Genomic DNA, 16534 nt, shown 5'->3' with positions numbered 1-16534 from the left:
TGAAACTCCTGCATAGCGTTAGGGGAGCGACCACTCGCATGCAGCAACTTCAAGGATCACGGCTGTCGTCGAGGAGTCTGTATCCGTTGAACGACAGCTGACTGTTGCGGATAGGAAAAGTATAGATCAGGCCATGGCCGATGGCTGTTTGGCCTTGACGGGGCGGCTCATCAAGCCAGAAACGACGATGGCGGCAATGATCAGCGCGCCGCCCAGCAGCATGCGCAGGGTCGGGGTTTCGCTGAACAGCAGCCAGGCCACGGTGATGCCATACACCGGCTCCATGGCGAACACCACGGCAGCGGTGCGCGCCTTGAGCACTTTAAGGCTGGCGACAAACAAACTGTGGGCCAGGCCGGTACAGAACACCCCCAGCAGGCCGATCCATAGCCAGTCTAGAGCGCGTACTTCGCCCAGGCCCGGGGCGGCGACGGGCAACAGGCACATCGCCACCACCACGTTTTGACAGAGGGCCGCCTGCACTGGCGGGATGCTGCCGCTGGCCCGATTGTTCAACGACAGCAGCGAGAACAACAGGCCCGAGACCACGGCCCAGATCAGGCCGCTGGTGGCCTGGCTGGCGAGATCGAAGTCCGGGGTGACCAGCACCAGGCCGATGCTGACCAGCAGCACCAGCACCATTTCATTAGCGCGAATCCGTTCGCGGAAGATCAGGCCTTCGAGGATCACGGTAAATGCCGGGAATGTGGCAAACCCCAAGGTCGCAATCGCCACGCCGGCCACTTTCACCGCGATAAAGAAGCTCACCCAGTGCCCGGCCAGCAGCAGGCCACTGAGCAGCAGGCGCCGCAGGTCGTTGCTGGAGAGTTTTTGCCACGGCGTGCTGCTGGCAAAACGTGCGAACAGCGCCAGGGCGAGCACCGCGAAAGCGGCACGGCCAAACACGATGATGCTGGGCGATGCGGCGGCAAGCTTGCCGAAGACGCCGGTCAGGCCAAACATCAGTGCACCGATGTGCAGGGCGCCGAGGGCAGTGCGTGGAGTCATGACAGTCCTTAAAACAGTAAGCAGGCAGGCATCCAGTCTAGAGCGCCGGGCGCTTGGCTGTCTGTCGTGAGAGTCGCCGGTTTTATCGCAGGACTAGCGCCCGTTGTCGAGCCGGCGCAGGGCCCCGGGCGAGCTGCCGAACTCGCGCAACACGGCCGCGGAAAACGCGCTTTGCGAGCTATAGCCGACCCGTGCGGCAATCTCGCCAATGGGCAGTTGGCTGTGGCGCAACAAGCCGCGGGCCATTTGCAGGCGGCGGGTGCGGATGTAGTCCATAGGGGTCAGCCCGCATTCGGCGATAAAGCGTGCGTGCAGGCGGGCGACGGACATATCTGCCAGTCGTGCCAGATCCGCGACCTGCAGCGGGTAGGCCGCGTGCTGGTCGATATGGGCGTTGAATGCGCCATAGGGCAGGCGTCGCACGCTGGCTTGAGCAGGCGGCTGGCCATTGAACGTAGCCAATAACAGCACCGCACCTTGCTGGGCGATCAGAGGGTCATCCAGTGCGCCGCTCGCCAGCCAGTTGACCAATTGGCCCTGACGGGCATTCAGCGACACCCGTGCCGGTTGGTTCAGCAGGCGGCGACTGGCATCCGCGTGCTCGCCCAAAGATTGCATTACCCACTGTTCGTCGGGCACATCCAGCACCAGGCATTGGCTGCCTCGGGGGCTGCCACAGCTGTGTTGGGTGGAGAAGGGCAGAACCATCACCCCTTGCGGGCAAACTTCGCCGCCGATGCCTTCCACCTCGAAGTCCAGGCGACCGGCCAGGCCAAACACCAGTTGCGCGTGGTCATGGCTATGGGTGATCAGGTCATGGGTGTAATGGCGCAGCGTGAGGGTCGGTCTCATCGCAATCTCCCGGGCAGGCCGGCAGTTTACACCGCCCGACGCGCGGCCGGCGCTGTCATCTGACTGACGCAAGACTGTCATGGGCTATTAATTGCCCGGGAGCAAGCTGGCGAAAACACCCTCGAGGTATGCCCATGACCAGCGCCGAGCTCGCCAAACCCAGTCGCAAGCAACGGGTTCGCACCCTGTGGATCTCCGACGTGCACCTGGGCACCCGGGATTGCCAGGCCGAACACTTGTCGCAGTTTCTCAAGGGCTACCACGCCGACAAGGTGTACCTGGTGGGCGATATCATCGACGGTTGGAAAATGCGCGGCGGCATGTATTGGCCCCAGGCCCATACCAACGTAATCCGCCGCCTGCTGACCATGAGCAAGCGCGGCACCGAGGTGATCTACGTCACCGGCAACCACGACGAGTTCCTGCGCCGTTATTCAAAGCTGATTCTGGGCAATATCCAGTTGGTGGACGAAGCGGTGCATGTGACCGCCGATGGCCGGCACCTGCTGGTGATCCACGGCGACCAGTTCGACGTAATCACCCGCTACCACCGCTGGCTGGCGTTTCTTGGCGATTCGGCCTACGAATTCACCCTGACCCTCAACCGCTGGCTGAACCACTGGCGGGCGCGCTACGGCTACGGCTACTGGTCGCTGTCGGCGTACCTCAAGCACAAGGTGAAGACGGCAGTGAGCTTTATCAGCGATTTCGAGGAAGCCATCGCCCATGAAGTGACCAAGCGCGAGTTGCACGGCGTGGTGTGCGGGCATATTCATCATGCGGAGATTCGCAAGGTGGGCGAGGTGGACTACCTCAATTGCGGGGATTGGGTGGAGTCGTGCACGGCGTTGATCGAGCACTGGGACGGGCATATCGAGCTGTATCGGTTGGCGGATGCCCAGGCCAAGGAGGCGCAGGTCAAGGCCGAGATGGTTGCGGGCTGAAGATCGCCTCGGTCAAAAATGTGGGAGCTGCGGTGCGACGATTCGACTTGCTCGCGAATGCGGTGGGTCAGTGATGGATATGTTGACTGATACACCGCATTCGCGGGCAAGTCGAATCGTCGCACCGCCGCTCCCACACAGGGCAATGCAGATTCGCGCTGTGGCCTTGCTGTTGCTCTGCTTTTGATCTGGCTTTTGACCTTGGGCGCCCCGTCAAACCACGATGGCCGCAGGCAGGTATTGCGCAGTGGGCACCCCGGCATGGATGCCGGGGTAGCCGCGACACGGCCATGGATGGCCGATCGCGGCGGGCCCACGGAGCAATGCCTGACTGCGGGCATGCCGAGCCTAGGCGAGGCACCGAGTGGTGGGGCAAGAGCCTTTTGGTTACTTTGGGGCTTTTCCAAAGTGACCCGCCGTCAGGGCGGAACCCTAAGTGGCCCTGACCGCAGCAACGGATATGTACACATCCCCAAGAACCATCAAAGAGTTGCGTAGATACTCATGCCGCGATAGCTGTGTGTCAGTCACTGCATGTATCGACTGACACACCCTCATCGCGAGCAAGCCCGCTCCCACATTTGATTCGGTTTCGTCAGTTGCGGCACACGTCTGCAATGGCCTCGGCCAGCAACCCCAGCCGCGTCTCATCAATCCCCGCCACGTTAGCGCGCCCGGAGCTGACCATGTACACGCTGTGTTTTTCCCGCAGTTGCTTGACCTGTTCGGCGCTCAGGCCGGTATAGGAAAACATCCCGCGCTGCACGCCGACATGGGCAAAACGCTCGGCCAGTCCATGGGGCACCAGAGCTTCAACCAATCCCGAGCGCAACTGCGCAATACGCGAACGCATGCCTTCGACTTCGGCGCTCCACAGCTGTTTGAGCTCGGTATCGCCGAGGATAGTCGCGACCACGGCAGCCCCGTGATCCGGCGGTGTCGACCACAGGTTGCGCGCAATAAACGCCAGTTGGCTGCGCACATCCAGCAGCTTCTCGGCATCGTTGGCGCACACGATCAGCGCGCCGACGCGGTCGCTGTACAAGCCGAAATTCTTCGAGCAGGAACTGGTGATCAGCACCTCAGGCAGCTCGTCGGCAAACAAGCGTACCGCCCACGCGTCCTGCTCCAGGCCGTCGCCAAAACCCTGGTAGGCGAAGTCGATCAGCGGCAGCAGGTGGCGCTCGCGCACGATCTGCAGCACCTCGCGCCAGTCGTCCTGGGACAGGTCAAAACCGGTGGGGTTGTGGCAGCAAGCGTGCAGCAGTACCACGTCGCCCTCGGGCACGGTGGCCAGGGTGGCGAGCATGGCCGGCACGTCCAGGCGGTTGTCACTGCCCACATAGGGGTAGTGACTGACCTTGAGCCCGGCCTTGGCGAAGATGGTTTCGTGGATCGGCCACGTCGGGTTGCTCAGCCACACGCCACGGCCTGGCAGGCTGTGGGCGATAAAGTCGGCGCTCAGGCGCAGGGCGCCGGTGCCACCCGGGGTTTGCGTGGCGCCAGCGCGTTGTGCCTTGAGCAGTGCCGAATCGGCGCCCAGCACCAGCTCACTGACCAGCCGGCCAAAAGCCGGGTCGCCATGCCCGCCGATATAGGTCTTGGTGGTTTGCTGCTCGACCAGGCGTTGCTCGGCGCGCTTTACCGCCTGCAGGATCGGGGTCAGGCCCTGGGCATCCTTATAGACACCCACGCCGAGGTCGAATTTTTGCGGGTTGGCGTCCTTGGCATAGGACTCCATCAGGCCCAGGATCGGATCACCCGGCACCCGGCCAATCGCGGCGAAATGCATCACTTGCGGCCCTCGGCATCCTTGGCCACTTCGTCGGTGCGCGCGGCCATGATGAAGTCGTTGCGGTGCAGGCCTTTGATCGAATGGCTCCACCAGGTCACGGTGACTTTGCCCCACTCGGTCAGCAGGCCTGGGTGGTGGCCTTCAGCCTCGGAGATTTCGCCCACCGCGTTGGTAAAGGCCAGGGCAAATTTGAAGTTCTTGAACAGGAAGACTTTTTCCAACTGCATCACGCCGTCGCGCACTTCGATGTTCCAGTCGGGGATCTGCTTGATCAACACCGGCAGTTCTTCGTCGCTGACTTGTGGGGCATCGGCGCGGCAGGCTTCGCAATGGGCTTGGTTCAAGGTGGTCATAAAGGTGTTCCTGAAATCGAGTATGTGGAATTCGGTTGCCAGTGGCGTCACCCTAAAGCAACGCGCGGCCAGGGAACAGACTCACCTGGCCTTTAAAGCATCAGTTCAAGCCGCCTTGGGCTTGGGTGGGAACAGCGGCGCGTGCAGACCCAACTGCATACCGCGCTCGACCATGCCCATGATGTCTTCCTGCGCCACTTCAAACAGGCGCTTGAGGTTGGGCAGGACAAAATACAGCGGCTGCAGGATGTCGATGCGATAGGGCGTGCGCATGGCTTCCAGCGGGTCGAAGGCTTGGTGCTTGGGCTCATCCGAGAGGCAGTACACCGTCTCCTTGGGTGACGACAGAATGCCGCCACCATAGATGCGTCGGCCTTCAGGGGTGTCCACCAGGCCGAACTCGATAGTCATCCAGTACAGGCGCGCCAGGTACACGCGCTGCTCCTTGGTGGCGGCGAGGCCGAGCTTGCCGTAGGTGTGGGTGAATTCGGCGAACCAGGGGTTGGTCAGCAGTGGGCAGTGGCCGAAAATCTCGTGGAAAATATCCGGTTCTTGCAGGTAATCCAGTTCTTCGCGGGTACGAATAAAGGTCGCCACCGGAAACTGCTTGTTGGCGAGCAATTCAAAGAAGGTCTGGAAGGGGATCAGCGCCGGCACCCGCGTCACTTGCCAGCCGGTGGTTTGGGCTAGCACTTTGTTGATTTGGGCCAACTGCGGAATACGGTCGTGGGGCAGGCCGAGCTTGTCGATGCCGTCCAGGTATTCCTGGCACGCACGACCCTCGATCACTTTCAGTTGGCGGGTGATCAGGGTGTTCCACACCGCATGTTCTTCGGGCGGGTAGTGGATAAAACCTTGCGCATCGGGCTCGCGGGCCACGTAGTGCGTCTGCTTCATACGGCTCTCCTGCTAGGCATTCGTTCTTGTTATGTCCTGCTATGGCCTTATTGATACTCCGCCTGGCGGTGGATTCCACCTGTCATTAGGGCTGGGCTGTAGGAAAATTCACTGATTATTGTAAAGTATTCGTTACGGATTAAGCGTGGCGCACGCTGCATTGTGATTTCCGGATGGGAAAAGGTCGTTGACTGTCACATAATCTTGACGACTATCTGCGTCCGGCGACAAAAAGACGCAGCCCCGATCAGCCCTCCTACAACAAACCGGGCCTTTACATGCGTATTAAAGTGCACTGCCAGAACCGCATCGGCATCCTGCGGGACATCCTCAACCTGCTGGTGGAGTACGGCGTCAACGTGGCCAAGGGCGAGGTCGGTGGCGAGCATGGCAATGCCATTTACCTGTACTGCCCGAACCTGGTGAACATGCAGTTCCAGGCCCTGCGCCCGCAGTTCGAGGCGATCGCCGGGGTGTTTGGCGTCAAGCGGGTAGGGCTGATGCCCAGCGAGCGTCGGCACATGGAACTCAACGCCTTGCTCGGAGCGTTGGAGTTCCCGGTGCTGTCCATCGACATGGGCGGCTCGATTGTCGCGGCCAACCGGGCGGCGGCGCAGTTGCTCGGGGTGCGGGTGGACGAAGTGCCGGGCATTCCCTTGTCGCGCTACGCCGAGGACTTCGACCTGCCGGAACTGGTGCGCGCCAGCAAGTCGCGGATCAATGGCCTGCGGGTCAAGGTCAAGGGTGACGTGTTTCTGGCCGATATCGCCCCGCTGCAATCCTCAGAGCATGACGAGAGTGAAGCCATGGCTGGCGCGGTATTGACCTTGCACCGTGCCGACCGCGTCGGTGAGCGTATCTACAATGTGCGCAAGCAGGAGCTGCGGGGCTTCGACAGCATCTTCCAGAGTTCCAAAGTGATGGCTGCGGTGGTGCGTGAAGCCCGGCGCATGGCGCCCCTCGACGCCCCTCTATTAATAGAAGGTGAAACCGGCACCGGCAAGGAACTGCTGGCCCGCGCCTGTCACCTGGCCAGCCCGCGCGGGCAGTCTCCGTTGATGGCGCTCAATTGCGCGGGCTTGCCGGAGTCGATGGCCGAGACCGAGCTGTTTGGCTACGGTCCCGGCGCATTTGAAGGGGCGCGTGCAGAGGGCAAGCTCGGGCTGCTGGAGCTGACGGCAGGCGGTACGTTGTTTTTGGATGGCGTGGGCGAAATGAGCGCGCGCTTGCAGGTGAAGTTGCTGCGCTTTCTGCAGGACGGCTGCTTCCGACGTGTAGGCAGTGATGAAGAGGTCTATCTGGATGTGCGAGTGATCTGCGCGACCCAGGTGGATTTGTCGGAACTGTGTGCCCGGGGGGAGTTTCGCCAGGACCTGTATCACCGGCTCAACGTGTTATCGCTGCATATCCCGCCGCTGCGTGAATGCCTCGACGGTTTACCGCCGTTGGTCGAGCACTTTATCGACCAGGCCAGCCGCCTGATTGGTTGCCCGCTGCCCAAGCTGGCGCCGGCGGCCATGGAGCGGCTCAGTCACTACCATTGGCCGGGTAACGTGCGGCAGTTGGAAAACGTGCTGTTCCAGGCGGTGTCGTTGTGTGAAGGCGGCACGATCAAGGCTGAGCATATTCGCCTGCCGGACTACGGCGTGCGCCAGCCCCTTGGCGATTTCTCCCTGGAGGGCGGCCTGGAGGAGATTGTCGGGCGGTTTGAAAAGGCGGTGCTGGAAAGCCTGTATGCCGAGCATCCCAGCAGTCGGCTATTGGGTAAGCGCCTGGGTGTATCCCACACCACCATCGCCAATAAACTGCGCGATTACGCAGTGCTCAAGGCCGACAAATAACCCCTGACACAAGCCCACTCCCCATTGAATTTGTATAGCTGCCAAGACCGGTGTTTGCCGCAACCGGCAGAACTCCGCCGTTTTTCCGACTCGTCCTGTCCCTGCAATAATCCTCGATACGCCCCAACCCCTTGCCCCACCTGCCTTTCCCCAACTTTTAAAAAGTTGGTGCGCAAATTGCTAAAGACTCCTCAGTACATCGGTGGGCGGCAAACGTCCGTCAGTAAGAGGAATGAGCGTGGACAAGTACCTTTATGTGGCAATGACCGGCGCCAGCCAGAATGCACTGGCGCAAAAGGCCCATGCCAACAACCTGGCGAACATTTCCACCAACGGTTTTCAGCGTGACCTGGAACAGGCCCGCTCGATGCCGGTGTTTGGTGACAGCTTTCCGGCGCGGGCGTTTGCCCTGACCGAACGCCCTGGCACTGACTTTTCCCCTGGCTCGATGGTCCAGACCGGTCGTGACCTGGACGTCGCCGTCGGCGGCGATGGCTGGATCGCGGTGCAAACCCCCGATGGTGGCGAAGCCTACGTGCGTACCGCCAGCATGAATATTGATGCGCTCGGCGTCCTGCGGGCCGGCAACGGCATGCCGATCATGGGCAATGGCGGGCCGATTTCCGTGCCGCCCGAGCAGAAGGTCGAAATCGGCGAAGACGGCACCATCAGCATCCGCGCCATGGGCGAAGGCCCGCGGGTGATGGCTGAAGTGGACCGCATCAAGCTGGTCAAGCCGGACCTGGCCAATATGACCAAGGGCCTGGACGGCGCGATCCACACCAAGGACGGCCAGCCGGCGGTGGCCGATGCCAGCGTCAAGGTGAATTCGGGCTTTTTGCAGTCGAGCAACGTCAATGCCGTCGAAGAAATGACCGCGGTGCTGGCCCTGTCCAAGCAGTTCGAATTGCACGTGAAAATGATGAACAGCGCCAAAGAAGACGACCAGGCCATGACCCGCGTCATGCAGATGAGCTGATTGCAGCGCCACTGACTACCAATTTCGTAACGCGGCGCCAACAAACAGGCGCACGAAGGAGAACAGCATGCTTCCGGCTCTATGGGTTGCCAAAACCGGTCTGTCCGCCCAGGACACCAACCTGACCGTTATTTCCAACAACCTGGCGAACGTTTCGACCACGGGCTTCAAACGTGATCGCGCCGAATTCCAGGACCTGCTCTATCAGATCAAGCGCCAGCCGGGTGCACAGTCGACCCAGGACAGCGAATTGCCGTCGGGCCTGCAAGTGGGTACGGGTGTGTCCATCGTCGGCACCCAGAAGAACTTTACCGCCGGTAACCTGCAACAGACTGGGCAGCCGCTGGACATGGCGATCAATGGCCGTGGTTTCTTCCAGATCCTGCAACCGGATGGCACTACTTCCTACACCCGTGACGGCACCTTCCACCTGGACTCCAATGGCCAGGTCGTGACCGCCAACGGCTTTGCCCTGGAACCGGCGATTGTCGTGCCCAACGATGCCCAGACCTTCACGGTCGGTGCCGACGGCACCGTGTCCGTCACCATCGCCGGCAACCCGGCGTCGCAAGTGATCGGCAACCTGCAGACCGCCGACTTCATCAACCCGGCCGGCCTGCAAGCCACCGGCAACAACCTGTTCCTGGAAACCGCCGCCAGCGGCGCGCCGCAAGTCGGCACCCCGGGCCTCAACGGGTTTGGCACCACCCTGCAAAGCACCCTGGAAACCTCCAACGTCAGCACCGTGGAAGAGATGGTCAACATGATCACCACCCAGCGTGCCTACGAGATGAACTCCAAGGTGATTTCCACCGCCGACCAGATGCTTTCGTTCGTTACGCAGAATCTGTAATCCAGTCTATGGGGCGCTCAGAAGGCGCCTGCAACACCGTGAGGTAAGGGTCATGAGTCGCTTTGTTTCTGTTCTGGCATTGAGTGGGATTGCCGTGCTCGCGGGCTGTGTCGCCCCGACGCCAAAACCCAATGACCCGTACTACGCGCCAGTGTTGCCGCGCACGCCGCTGCCTGCCGCCGCCAACAACGGTTCGATCTACCAGGCCGGCTTCGAACAGAACCTGTACAGCGACCGCAAGGCGTTCCGCGTCGGTGACATCATCACCATCACCCTTAACGAGCGCACCACGGCGAGCAAGAACGCCAACTCCCAGGTGGCCAAGAACAGCAAGACCGGCATCGGCCTGACTTCGCTGTTTGGGGGGGGCTTGAACACCAATAACCCCTTGGGCAGCGGTGACTTGAGCTTGGACGTGGGCTACAGCGGCGACCGTGCCACCAACGGCAGCAGCAAGGCCGGGCAGGGTAACAGCCTGGTGGGCTCGATCACCGTGACCGTGGCTGATGTGCTGCCCAACGGCATCATCGCCATACGCGGCGAGAAGTGGATGACCCTCAATACCGGTGACGAGCTGGTGCGCATTGCCGGCATGGTGCGGGCGGACGATATCGCCACCGACAACACCGTGCCGTCTACGCGGATTGCCGATGCACGCATTACCTATTCGGGTACGGGTTCGTTTGCCGACGCCAGTCAGCCGGGTTGGTTTGACCGTTTCTTCCTTAGCCCGCTGTTCCCTTTCTAGGTGATCACTTTGAATCTCAAACAGCTGATGGCAGCGGTGTTGTTGCTCTCCCTGAGCGTCGCTGCCCAGGCCGAACGCCTGAAGGACATCGCCAGTATTTCCGGGGTGCGCAGCAACCAGTTGATTGGCTACGGCCTGGTGGTGGGGCTCAACGGTACGGGCGACCAGACCACCCAGACCCCGTTCACCTTGCAGACCTTCAATAACATGCTCTCGCAGTTCGGGATCAAGGTGCCGGCAGGCTCGGGCAACGTGCAGTTGAAAAACGTCGCGGCGGTGTCGATCAGTGCCGATCTGCCGGCGTTCTCCAAGCCGGGGCAGGTGGTGGATATCACCGTGTCGTCCATCGGGAACTCCAAAAGCCTGCGCGGCGGCACCTTGCTGATGACGCCGCTCAAAGGTATCGACGGCAACGTCTACGCCATCGCCCAGGGCAACCTGGTGGTGGGCGGGTTTGATGCTGAAGGTCGCGACGGTTCGAAGATCACTGTCAACGTGCCATCGGCCGGGCGGATTCCTGGCGGCGCCACGGTGGAACGCACCGTGCCCAGCGGGTTCAACCAGGGCAACAGTCTGACCCTGAACCTCAACCGTTCGGACTTCACCACCGCCAAGCGTGTGGTGGACAAAATCAACGACATGCTCGGCCCAGGCGTGGCCCAGGCCATCGATGGCGGTTCGATCCGTGTGACCGCGCCGCTGGACCCGAGCCAGCGTGTGGACTACCTGTCGATCCTGGAAAACCTTGAGGTTGATCCGGGCCAGGCGGTGGCCAAGGTCATCATCAACTCGCGTACCGGCACCATCGTGATCGGGCAGAACGTCAAGGTATCGCCAGCGGCCGTGACCCACGGCAGCCTGACCGTGACCATTACCGAAGACCCGATTGTCAGCCAGCCTGGGGCGTTCTCCAACGGCGAGACCGCCGTGGTCCCGCGCTCGCGGGTCAATGCCCAGCAAGAAGCCAAGCCGATGTTCAAGTTCGGCCCCGGCACCACCCTGGATGAAATCGTGCGTGCGGTGAACCAGGTGGGCGCGGCGCCCGGCGACTTGATGGCGATCCTTGAAGCCCTGAAACAGGCCGGCGCCTTGCAAGCCGACCTGATCGTGATTTGAGGTCGTGGCCATGGACATGCGCAAGAGCGGTATCGCCAGCACTGCAGACTCGGGGTCTTACTCGGACCTGAACCGGCTTAACCAGCTCAAGTTCGGCGACAAGAACAGCGACGGCAACATGCGCAAGGTGGCGCAGGAGTTCGAGTCGCTGTTTCTCAACGAGATGCTTAAATCCATGCGCTCGGCCACCGATGCCCTGGGCAAGGACAACCCGCTGAACACCCCGGCGGCCAAGCAGTATCAGGAAATGTACGACCAGCAACTGGCAGTCTCGCTGTCCCGCGAGGGCGGCGGCATCGGCCTGGCGGACGTGCTGCTGCGCCAGATGCAAAAGAACAAGCCGGTGGAAGGGCAGGCCTCGACCTTGCAGGGCCCCGACGCGGTAGAGAAGAAAGTCGACGTACCGACGCCGATTGCCGCTGGCACCCAGGCGGTTGGCCCGCTGGGTCGTTCCAATGGCCAGCGCGCGCTGTGGGCGGCGCGGGTCGAGGTGGCGCCGCGGGCCGATGATGGCACCCTGCGCAATGACATGGCCCTGATGAATCAGCGGCGCATTGCCTTGCCAAGCAAACTCACCGATCGCCTGCTGGCTGGCATCGTGCCAGGTGTCGAGGCGACGGGCGCTGCCAAGGCGGCGCCATTGCGCAACAGTGCCGCCGAAGATGGCGTGATCAACGGTGCGGCGCGCACCTTTGCCGCCCGCGATTCGCGCATGCAGATCTATGGCCGTGCCGTGGCCCAGCCACCGCTGGCCCCAGCTAAAAAAGCCTTTAGTTCCCAAGACGAGTTTGTCGCCACCATGCTGCCGATGGCCAAGCAGGCGGCCGAGCGTATTGGTATCGACCCACGCTACCTGGTGGCCCAGGCCGCCCTGGAAACCGGTTGGGGCAAATCGGTGATGCGCCAGCAAGACGGCAGCAGCAGCCACAACCTTTTTGGCATCAAGGCAGGCCAAAGCTGGCAGGGTGCCCAGGCGCGGGCGATCACCAGCGAGTTTCGCAATGGCGAGATGGTCAAGGAAACGGCGCAGTTCCGCTCCTACGACTCTTACCAGGACAGCTTCCACGACCTCGTGACCTTGCTGCAAAGCAATGAAAGATATCAAGAAGTCCTGAAGTCGGCCGATAACCCGGAACAGTTTGTACGCGAGTTGCAAAAAGCCGGTTATGCAACGGATCCGGCGTACGCCAGCAAGATTTCGCAGATCGCCAAAACCATGAACAGCTATCAAAACTACGCTGCCGCTGGCGCATCCACTCATTTATAAGGTTTGAACCATGGGTTTGCTCAATATCGGGATGTCAGGACTCAATGCGGCTCAGGGATCGCTTGCGACCTTGAGTAACAACATTGCCAACGCCAAGACCCCTGGATACTCGCGTCAGCAGACCATGCAGACGGCCAATGGTATGACTGCGGCCGGCGGGGTCTTTGTCGGCACCGGCACCACGCTGTCGGATGTGCGCCGGGTGTATAACCAGTTTCTTGACACCCAGTTGCAGACCACCACGTCGCTGAACTTCGACGCCAAGGCTTATCTGGACCAGATCGGTTCGGTGGACAAGCTGCTGTCCGATAAGTCCACCGGTGTCGGCGCGGCCTTGAACAGCTTCTTCGCCGCGTTGCAGACGTCTTCGGCCAACCCCAGCGACAACTCCGCGCGCCAACTGGTACTGACCATTGCCCAGACCCTGGGCAATCGCTTCAACTCGATTGCAACCGAACTGAACAAACAGAAAGAAGGCATCAACAGCCAGTTGGAGACCATCACCGGTCAGGTCAACCAGTTGACCTCCTCGATCGCTGCCCTCAATCAGCAGATTTCCCAGGCCAAGGGCCAGGGCAATGGCGAGCCGGCGAACCTGCTGGATGCGCGCAACGAAGCGGTGCGCTCGCTCAACGAGCTGGTTGGGGTCAAGGTCACTGAGTCGGACGGCCATTTCAATGTCTCCCTGGGCTCCGGGCAAACCCTGGTCGCGGACGGCGTATCGAACAAGCTGTCGGCGGTGCCGAGCAAGGATGACAAGAGCCAGTACTCGGTGGTGTTGACCACCGGCGGGCAACCGATGGACGTCAGTTCGGTGGTCAGCGGTGGCTCCATCGGCGGCTTGCTGCGTTATCGCCAGGACGTGCTGATGCCGGCCATCAACGACCTGGGGCGTACCGCCATGGTCGTTGGCGAGGCCATCAACACCCAGTTGGGGCAGGGCCTGGACGCCAATGGGCAGTTCGGCGCCGCGTTGTTCAATGACATCAACAGCGTGTTTGCCATTGGCCAGCGCAGTGTGGGCGACTCGAACAACAGTGCGAACTCCGGCAACCTGAACGTTACGATCAAAGACACCAGCAAGCTGAGCACCTTTGACTACAAGGTGACCTTCAGCGACGACAAGATGTACAGCGTCCTGCGTTCGGACGGCAAGTCCATGGGCCCCTTCGACGTCACCCAGACGCCACCGGAAATCGATGGCTTCACCCTGGCCCTCGATGGCAAGGGACCAGTGGCTGCGGGCGATACGTTCAAGGTCAGCCCGACCGCCGGTGGCGCGATGGACCTCAAGGTGGTGATGACCGACCCCAACAAGCTGGCGTTTTCTGCGCCGTTGCTGGCCGAGGGCAACAAGAACAACAGTGGCACTGGTGTGTTTGGTCCGCCGACCCTGACACTGCCCCTGGATATCCATGGTGGTGCCGGTACGGCGCAGTTGGAAGCGGCGATCAAGAGCTCGATGCCGGTCAAGATGACCTTCGGCAAGCCGGCCGCTGATGGCACCCAGAGCTATGTGATCAATAACGCCCAGGGCCAGCCCATTGGCAACGGTACCATCGTGCCGGGCCAGGACAACAAGCTGACGATCAATGTGCCCTACGTCGACGCCGCCGGTAATGCGCAGACGTTCGGTGTGGACACGGTGATCCGTGGCGAGCCGAAAGCCGATGACAGCTTCAGCGTGTCGTTCAACAGCGGCGGCAAGCTCGATAACCGCAACGCCCTGCAATTGCTCGACCTGCAAACCCGCAAGACCGTGGGCGCCACCGATGGCAATGCCGGTGTGAGCATGACCACCGCGTACAGCCAGTTGGTCTCGTCCGTGGGCGGCAAGGCCAGCCAGGCCAACGTCGATAACAACGCGACCGGGGCCATGCTTGCGGCCGCCACGTCCAATCGCAGCTCCGTGTCCCAGGTCAACCTGGACGAGGAGGCCGGCGACATGATCCGTTTCCAGCAGTACTACACCGCGTCGTCGCAGATCATTAAAGCTGCGCAAGAAACCTTCAGCACGCTGATCAACAGTCTTTAAGGGAGTTTGAGACGATGCGAATCTCGACCGAACAGTATTTCAACACTACGACTGCGCGTTATACCAACAACTTCTCCAACGTCACCAAGACCCAGCAGCAGATCGATTCCGGCGTGCGTATCCAGACGGCGGCGGATGATCCGGTGGGCGCAGCGCGTTTGCTGCTGCTGCAACAGCAGCAGGATATGTTGGGGCAGTATGCGGGCAATATCAGCAGCATGAAGAACTCGCTTAATAGCGAGGAAAGCGTGCTTGACGGTATCAACACGGCCCTTCAACGTGCCGGCGAACTGGCTCTGCAGGTTGGGGGCAAGGGCGGCGGGGGCATTAGCGATGCGGAGCGAAAGGCGGTAGCCGTCGAAATTGGTGAAATCGAGAAGCAGGTTCTGAGCCTGCTCAACAGCAAGGACTCGTCCGGCCATTACCTGTTTGCCGGCGGCAAGAGCGACACGCCGCCCTACGCTCGCAACAGCGACGGCACTTACAGCTACCAGGGTGATGAAACACCCCTGAGCCTGAAGGTTTCGGACACCTTATCGATGGTGGTCAACGACACCGGTAAATCGATTCTTGAAAGTACGGTCAATGCCGGCCGTACTCAGGCGACAGCCACCGTCAACGATGGCAAGGTGCTGGTCTCGGGCGGTATCGTGACGTCGCCGTCTACCTATGACAGCAGCTTCACTGACGGCCAGCCGTACAAGCTGACCTTTATCAGCAGCACCGAGTACACCGTATCGGATGCGGCGGGTAACGACATCACCTCGCAGACCCCGGGTAATGGCAAGTTCGACGCGACCAAGGAAGGAAGTGCGTCGGTCACTGTGCATGGTGTGACCTTTGATATCAGCCAGAAGCTAGGGGATACCAAGCCCGGCGCCGAGTCTGATGCGGTGTATAAGGACCGGGAATTTACCCTACAAAGCAAACCGGACAGCTTCAGTATCTCGCGTACGCCGAGCAATACGTCCTCCGCGCAATTGGCGGGAGGTACTATCACCAGCCAGGCGGAATACGGTAGCACCTTCCCGAACAAGGGCGCGGTGATCAAATTTACCTCGAGCACCGCCTACGAGGTGTATGCCCAGCCGATCACGGCCGACAGCAAGCCGGTCTCCAACGGTACTGTGGTGCCTGGCACGCCAGCACAGCCGGGGCCGCCGCCTGTGCTCGCGACGCCAGACAGCATCACGGCGGCAGGGGTGAAGTTCGACCTCACTGGTGCGCCAGGTATTGGTGACCAGTTCGCCGTGGGTTCCAATACCCACAAGACGCAAAATGCGCTGGATACCCTAAGCCAGTTGCGCCAGGCCCTCGAAACGCCTTCCGATGGCGACCCGATTGCTCAGGCCATGGTGACTGACGTGGTCAACTCGGCCATCACCAATATCAAGACCTCTATGGCTCAAGTTGACAGTGTGCGGGGTTCCATTGGTGCTCGATTGAACTCGCTGGCGATTCAGGAAACTGAGAACACCAGCATGGTGTTGGCCAATAAATCGACGACCGCTGCCATTGGTGACACCGACATGGCTACGGCCTCCGTTGATCTGGCGTTCCAGAAGGCAATGCTGGAGGCTTCGCAGTTGGCCTTTGTGAAAATCTCCCAATTAAGCCTGTTCAGCAAGATGTAATTGTCCCGGAAATCCCCGACGGCTCACCCTGGAAACAGGGTGGGCCGTTGTCGTTTCTGGCGCAGGCTTTTAAACAAAGCGCACAAAAATGAGTGACCTATGAGTCATAAAGCGCATCTTCACTGTATCGTGTGAAAAGGCCAGACCGCTTTCCAGGCTTTGGCTTCGGTAGTTTCGGCGGGTTTTTGCGGGGTTATCCCCTTTATTGTCAG

The 16534-nt window shown here is 61.0% G+C and carries 14 protein-coding genes; 9 read left to right on the top strand and 5 right to left on the bottom strand.

Annotated features, from left to right (window positions below; translation table 11 throughout):
- Positions 1 to 126 precede the first annotated feature (126 nt).
- Entirely contained in the window at positions 127 to 1008 is an 882-nt protein-coding gene (locus HBO09_RS14845; protein ID WP_169993283.1) for an EamA family transporter, read from the bottom strand.
- A gap of 93 nt (positions 1009 to 1101) precedes the next feature.
- On the bottom strand, positions 1102 to 1860 hold the full coding sequence (locus tag HBO09_RS14840; RefSeq protein ID WP_169993280.1) for an AraC family transcriptional regulator: 759 nt from the start codon (positions 1858 to 1860) through the stop codon (positions 1102 to 1104).
- Positions 1861 to 1994: 134 nt separating this feature from the next.
- On the opposite strand from HBO09_RS14840, the gene HBO09_RS14835 reads away from it, so the two are divergent.
- The gene (locus HBO09_RS14835; protein WP_032857082.1) at positions 1995 to 2804 is read left to right on the top strand and encodes a UDP-2,3-diacylglucosamine diphosphatase; all 810 of its coding nucleotides are present in this window, start codon (positions 1995 to 1997) and stop codon (positions 2802 to 2804) included.
- Positions 2805 to 3399: 595 nt separating this feature from the next.
- Here HBO09_RS14835 and HBO09_RS14830 read toward each other — a convergent pair.
- The 3 genes from HBO09_RS14830 to phhA form a co-directional block, all read right to left on the bottom strand.
- Positions 3400 to 4599 carry an amino acid aminotransferase gene (locus HBO09_RS14830; protein ID WP_169993278.1) on the bottom strand — a complete coding sequence of 400 codons (1200 nt, stop codon included), beginning with the start codon at positions 4597 to 4599 and terminating at the stop codon, positions 3400 to 3402.
- Entirely contained in the window at positions 4596 to 4952 is a 357-nt protein-coding gene (locus HBO09_RS14825; RefSeq protein WP_106576439.1) for a 4a-hydroxytetrahydrobiopterin dehydratase, read from the bottom strand. The genes HBO09_RS14830 and HBO09_RS14825 overlap by 4 nt, the downstream gene beginning before the upstream one ends.
- 105 nt (positions 4953 to 5057) lie before the next feature.
- On the bottom strand, positions 5058 to 5849 hold the full coding sequence (phhA, locus tag HBO09_RS14820; protein ID WP_169993275.1) for a phenylalanine 4-monooxygenase: 792 nt from the start codon (positions 5847 to 5849) through the stop codon (positions 5058 to 5060).
- A 278-nt stretch (positions 5850 to 6127) separates the two neighbouring features.
- Here phhA and HBO09_RS14815 point away from each other — a divergent pair, with 278 nt between their 5' ends.
- From HBO09_RS14815 to HBO09_RS14780, 8 genes are all read left to right on the top strand, one after another.
- The gene (locus tag HBO09_RS14815) at positions 6128 to 7690 is read left to right on the top strand and encodes a sigma-54-dependent transcriptional regulator (RefSeq protein WP_169993272.1); all 1563 of its coding nucleotides are present in this window, start codon (positions 6128 to 6130) and stop codon (positions 7688 to 7690) included.
- A 238-nt stretch (positions 7691 to 7928) separates the two neighbouring features.
- The gene (locus HBO09_RS14810) at positions 7929 to 8669 is read left to right on the top strand and encodes a flagellar basal body rod protein FlgF (RefSeq protein WP_169993269.1); all 741 of its coding nucleotides are present in this window, start codon (positions 7929 to 7931) and stop codon (positions 8667 to 8669) included.
- Between the two features lie 67 nt (positions 8670 to 8736).
- Positions 8737 to 9522, top strand: coding sequence for a flagellar basal-body rod protein FlgG (gene flgG / locus HBO09_RS14805; protein WP_057958870.1), 786 nt, complete (start codon positions 8737 to 8739; stop codon positions 9520 to 9522).
- Positions 9523 to 9574: 52 nt separating this feature from the next.
- Complete coding sequence (gene flgH, locus HBO09_RS14800; RefSeq protein WP_169993266.1) at positions 9575 to 10270, top strand: flagellar basal body L-ring protein FlgH; 696 nt, start codon at positions 9575 to 9577, stop codon at positions 10268 to 10270.
- Positions 10271 to 10297: 27 nt separating this feature from the next.
- Entirely contained in the window at positions 10298 to 11386 is a 1089-nt protein-coding gene (locus HBO09_RS14795; protein ID WP_169993624.1) for a flagellar basal body P-ring protein FlgI, read from the top strand.
- A gap of 4 nt (positions 11387 to 11390) precedes the next feature.
- Complete coding sequence (flgJ, locus tag HBO09_RS14790) at positions 11391 to 12653, top strand: flagellar assembly peptidoglycan hydrolase FlgJ (RefSeq protein WP_346266433.1); 1263 nt, start codon at positions 11391 to 11393, stop codon at positions 12651 to 12653.
- Positions 12654 to 12663: 10 nt separating this feature from the next.
- The gene (gene flgK / locus HBO09_RS14785) at positions 12664 to 14688 is read left to right on the top strand and encodes a flagellar hook-associated protein FlgK (RefSeq protein WP_169993260.1); all 2025 of its coding nucleotides are present in this window, start codon (positions 12664 to 12666) and stop codon (positions 14686 to 14688) included.
- 14 nt (positions 14689 to 14702) lie between these two features.
- On the top strand, positions 14703 to 16322 hold the full coding sequence (locus HBO09_RS14780) for a flagellar hook-associated protein 3 (RefSeq protein WP_169993258.1): 1620 nt from the start codon (positions 14703 to 14705) through the stop codon (positions 16320 to 16322).
- Positions 16323 to 16534 lie beyond the last annotated feature (212 nt).

Origin of the sequence: Pseudomonas sp. WS 5027 (genome assembly GCF_012985695.1) — a bacterium.
GTDB classification, from domain to species: domain Bacteria; phylum Pseudomonadota; class Gammaproteobacteria; order Pseudomonadales; family Pseudomonadaceae; genus Aquipseudomonas; species Aquipseudomonas hygromyciniae.
This window is presented reverse-complemented; position numbering and strand designations above follow the sequence as displayed.

Excerpts from the sequence above, each read along its gene's own strand:
- HBO09_RS14845 (WP_169993283.1), bottom strand. The coding sequence starts at position 1,008 with ATGACTCCACGCACTGCCCTCGGCGCCCTGCACATCGGTGCACTGATG.
- HBO09_RS14840 (WP_169993280.1), bottom strand. The coding sequence starts at position 1,860 with ATGAGACCGACCCTCACGCTGCGCCATTACACCCATGACCTGATCACC.
- HBO09_RS14835 (WP_032857082.1), top strand. The coding sequence starts at position 1,995 with ATGACCAGCGCCGAGCTCGCCAAACCCAGTCGCAAGCAACGGGTTCGC.
- HBO09_RS14825 (WP_106576439.1), bottom strand. The coding sequence starts at position 4,952 with ATGACCACCTTGAACCAAGCCCATTGCGAAGCCTGCCGCGCCGATGCC.
- phhA (WP_169993275.1), bottom strand. The coding sequence starts at position 5,849 with ATGAAGCAGACGCACTACGTGGCCCGCGAGCCCGATGCGCAAGGTTTT.
- HBO09_RS14815 (WP_169993272.1), top strand. The coding sequence starts at position 6,128 with ATGCGTATTAAAGTGCACTGCCAGAACCGCATCGGCATCCTGCGGGAC.
- flgG (WP_057958870.1), top strand. The coding sequence starts at position 8,737 with ATGCTTCCGGCTCTATGGGTTGCCAAAACCGGTCTGTCCGCCCAGGAC.
- flgH (WP_169993266.1), top strand. The coding sequence starts at position 9,575 with ATGAGTCGCTTTGTTTCTGTTCTGGCATTGAGTGGGATTGCCGTGCTC.
- HBO09_RS14795 (WP_169993624.1), top strand. The coding sequence starts at position 10,298 with ATGGCAGCGGTGTTGTTGCTCTCCCTGAGCGTCGCTGCCCAGGCCGAA.
- flgK (WP_169993260.1), top strand. The coding sequence starts at position 12,664 with ATGGGTTTGCTCAATATCGGGATGTCAGGACTCAATGCGGCTCAGGGA.
- HBO09_RS14780 (WP_169993258.1), top strand. The coding sequence starts at position 14,703 with ATGCGAATCTCGACCGAACAGTATTTCAACACTACGACTGCGCGTTAT.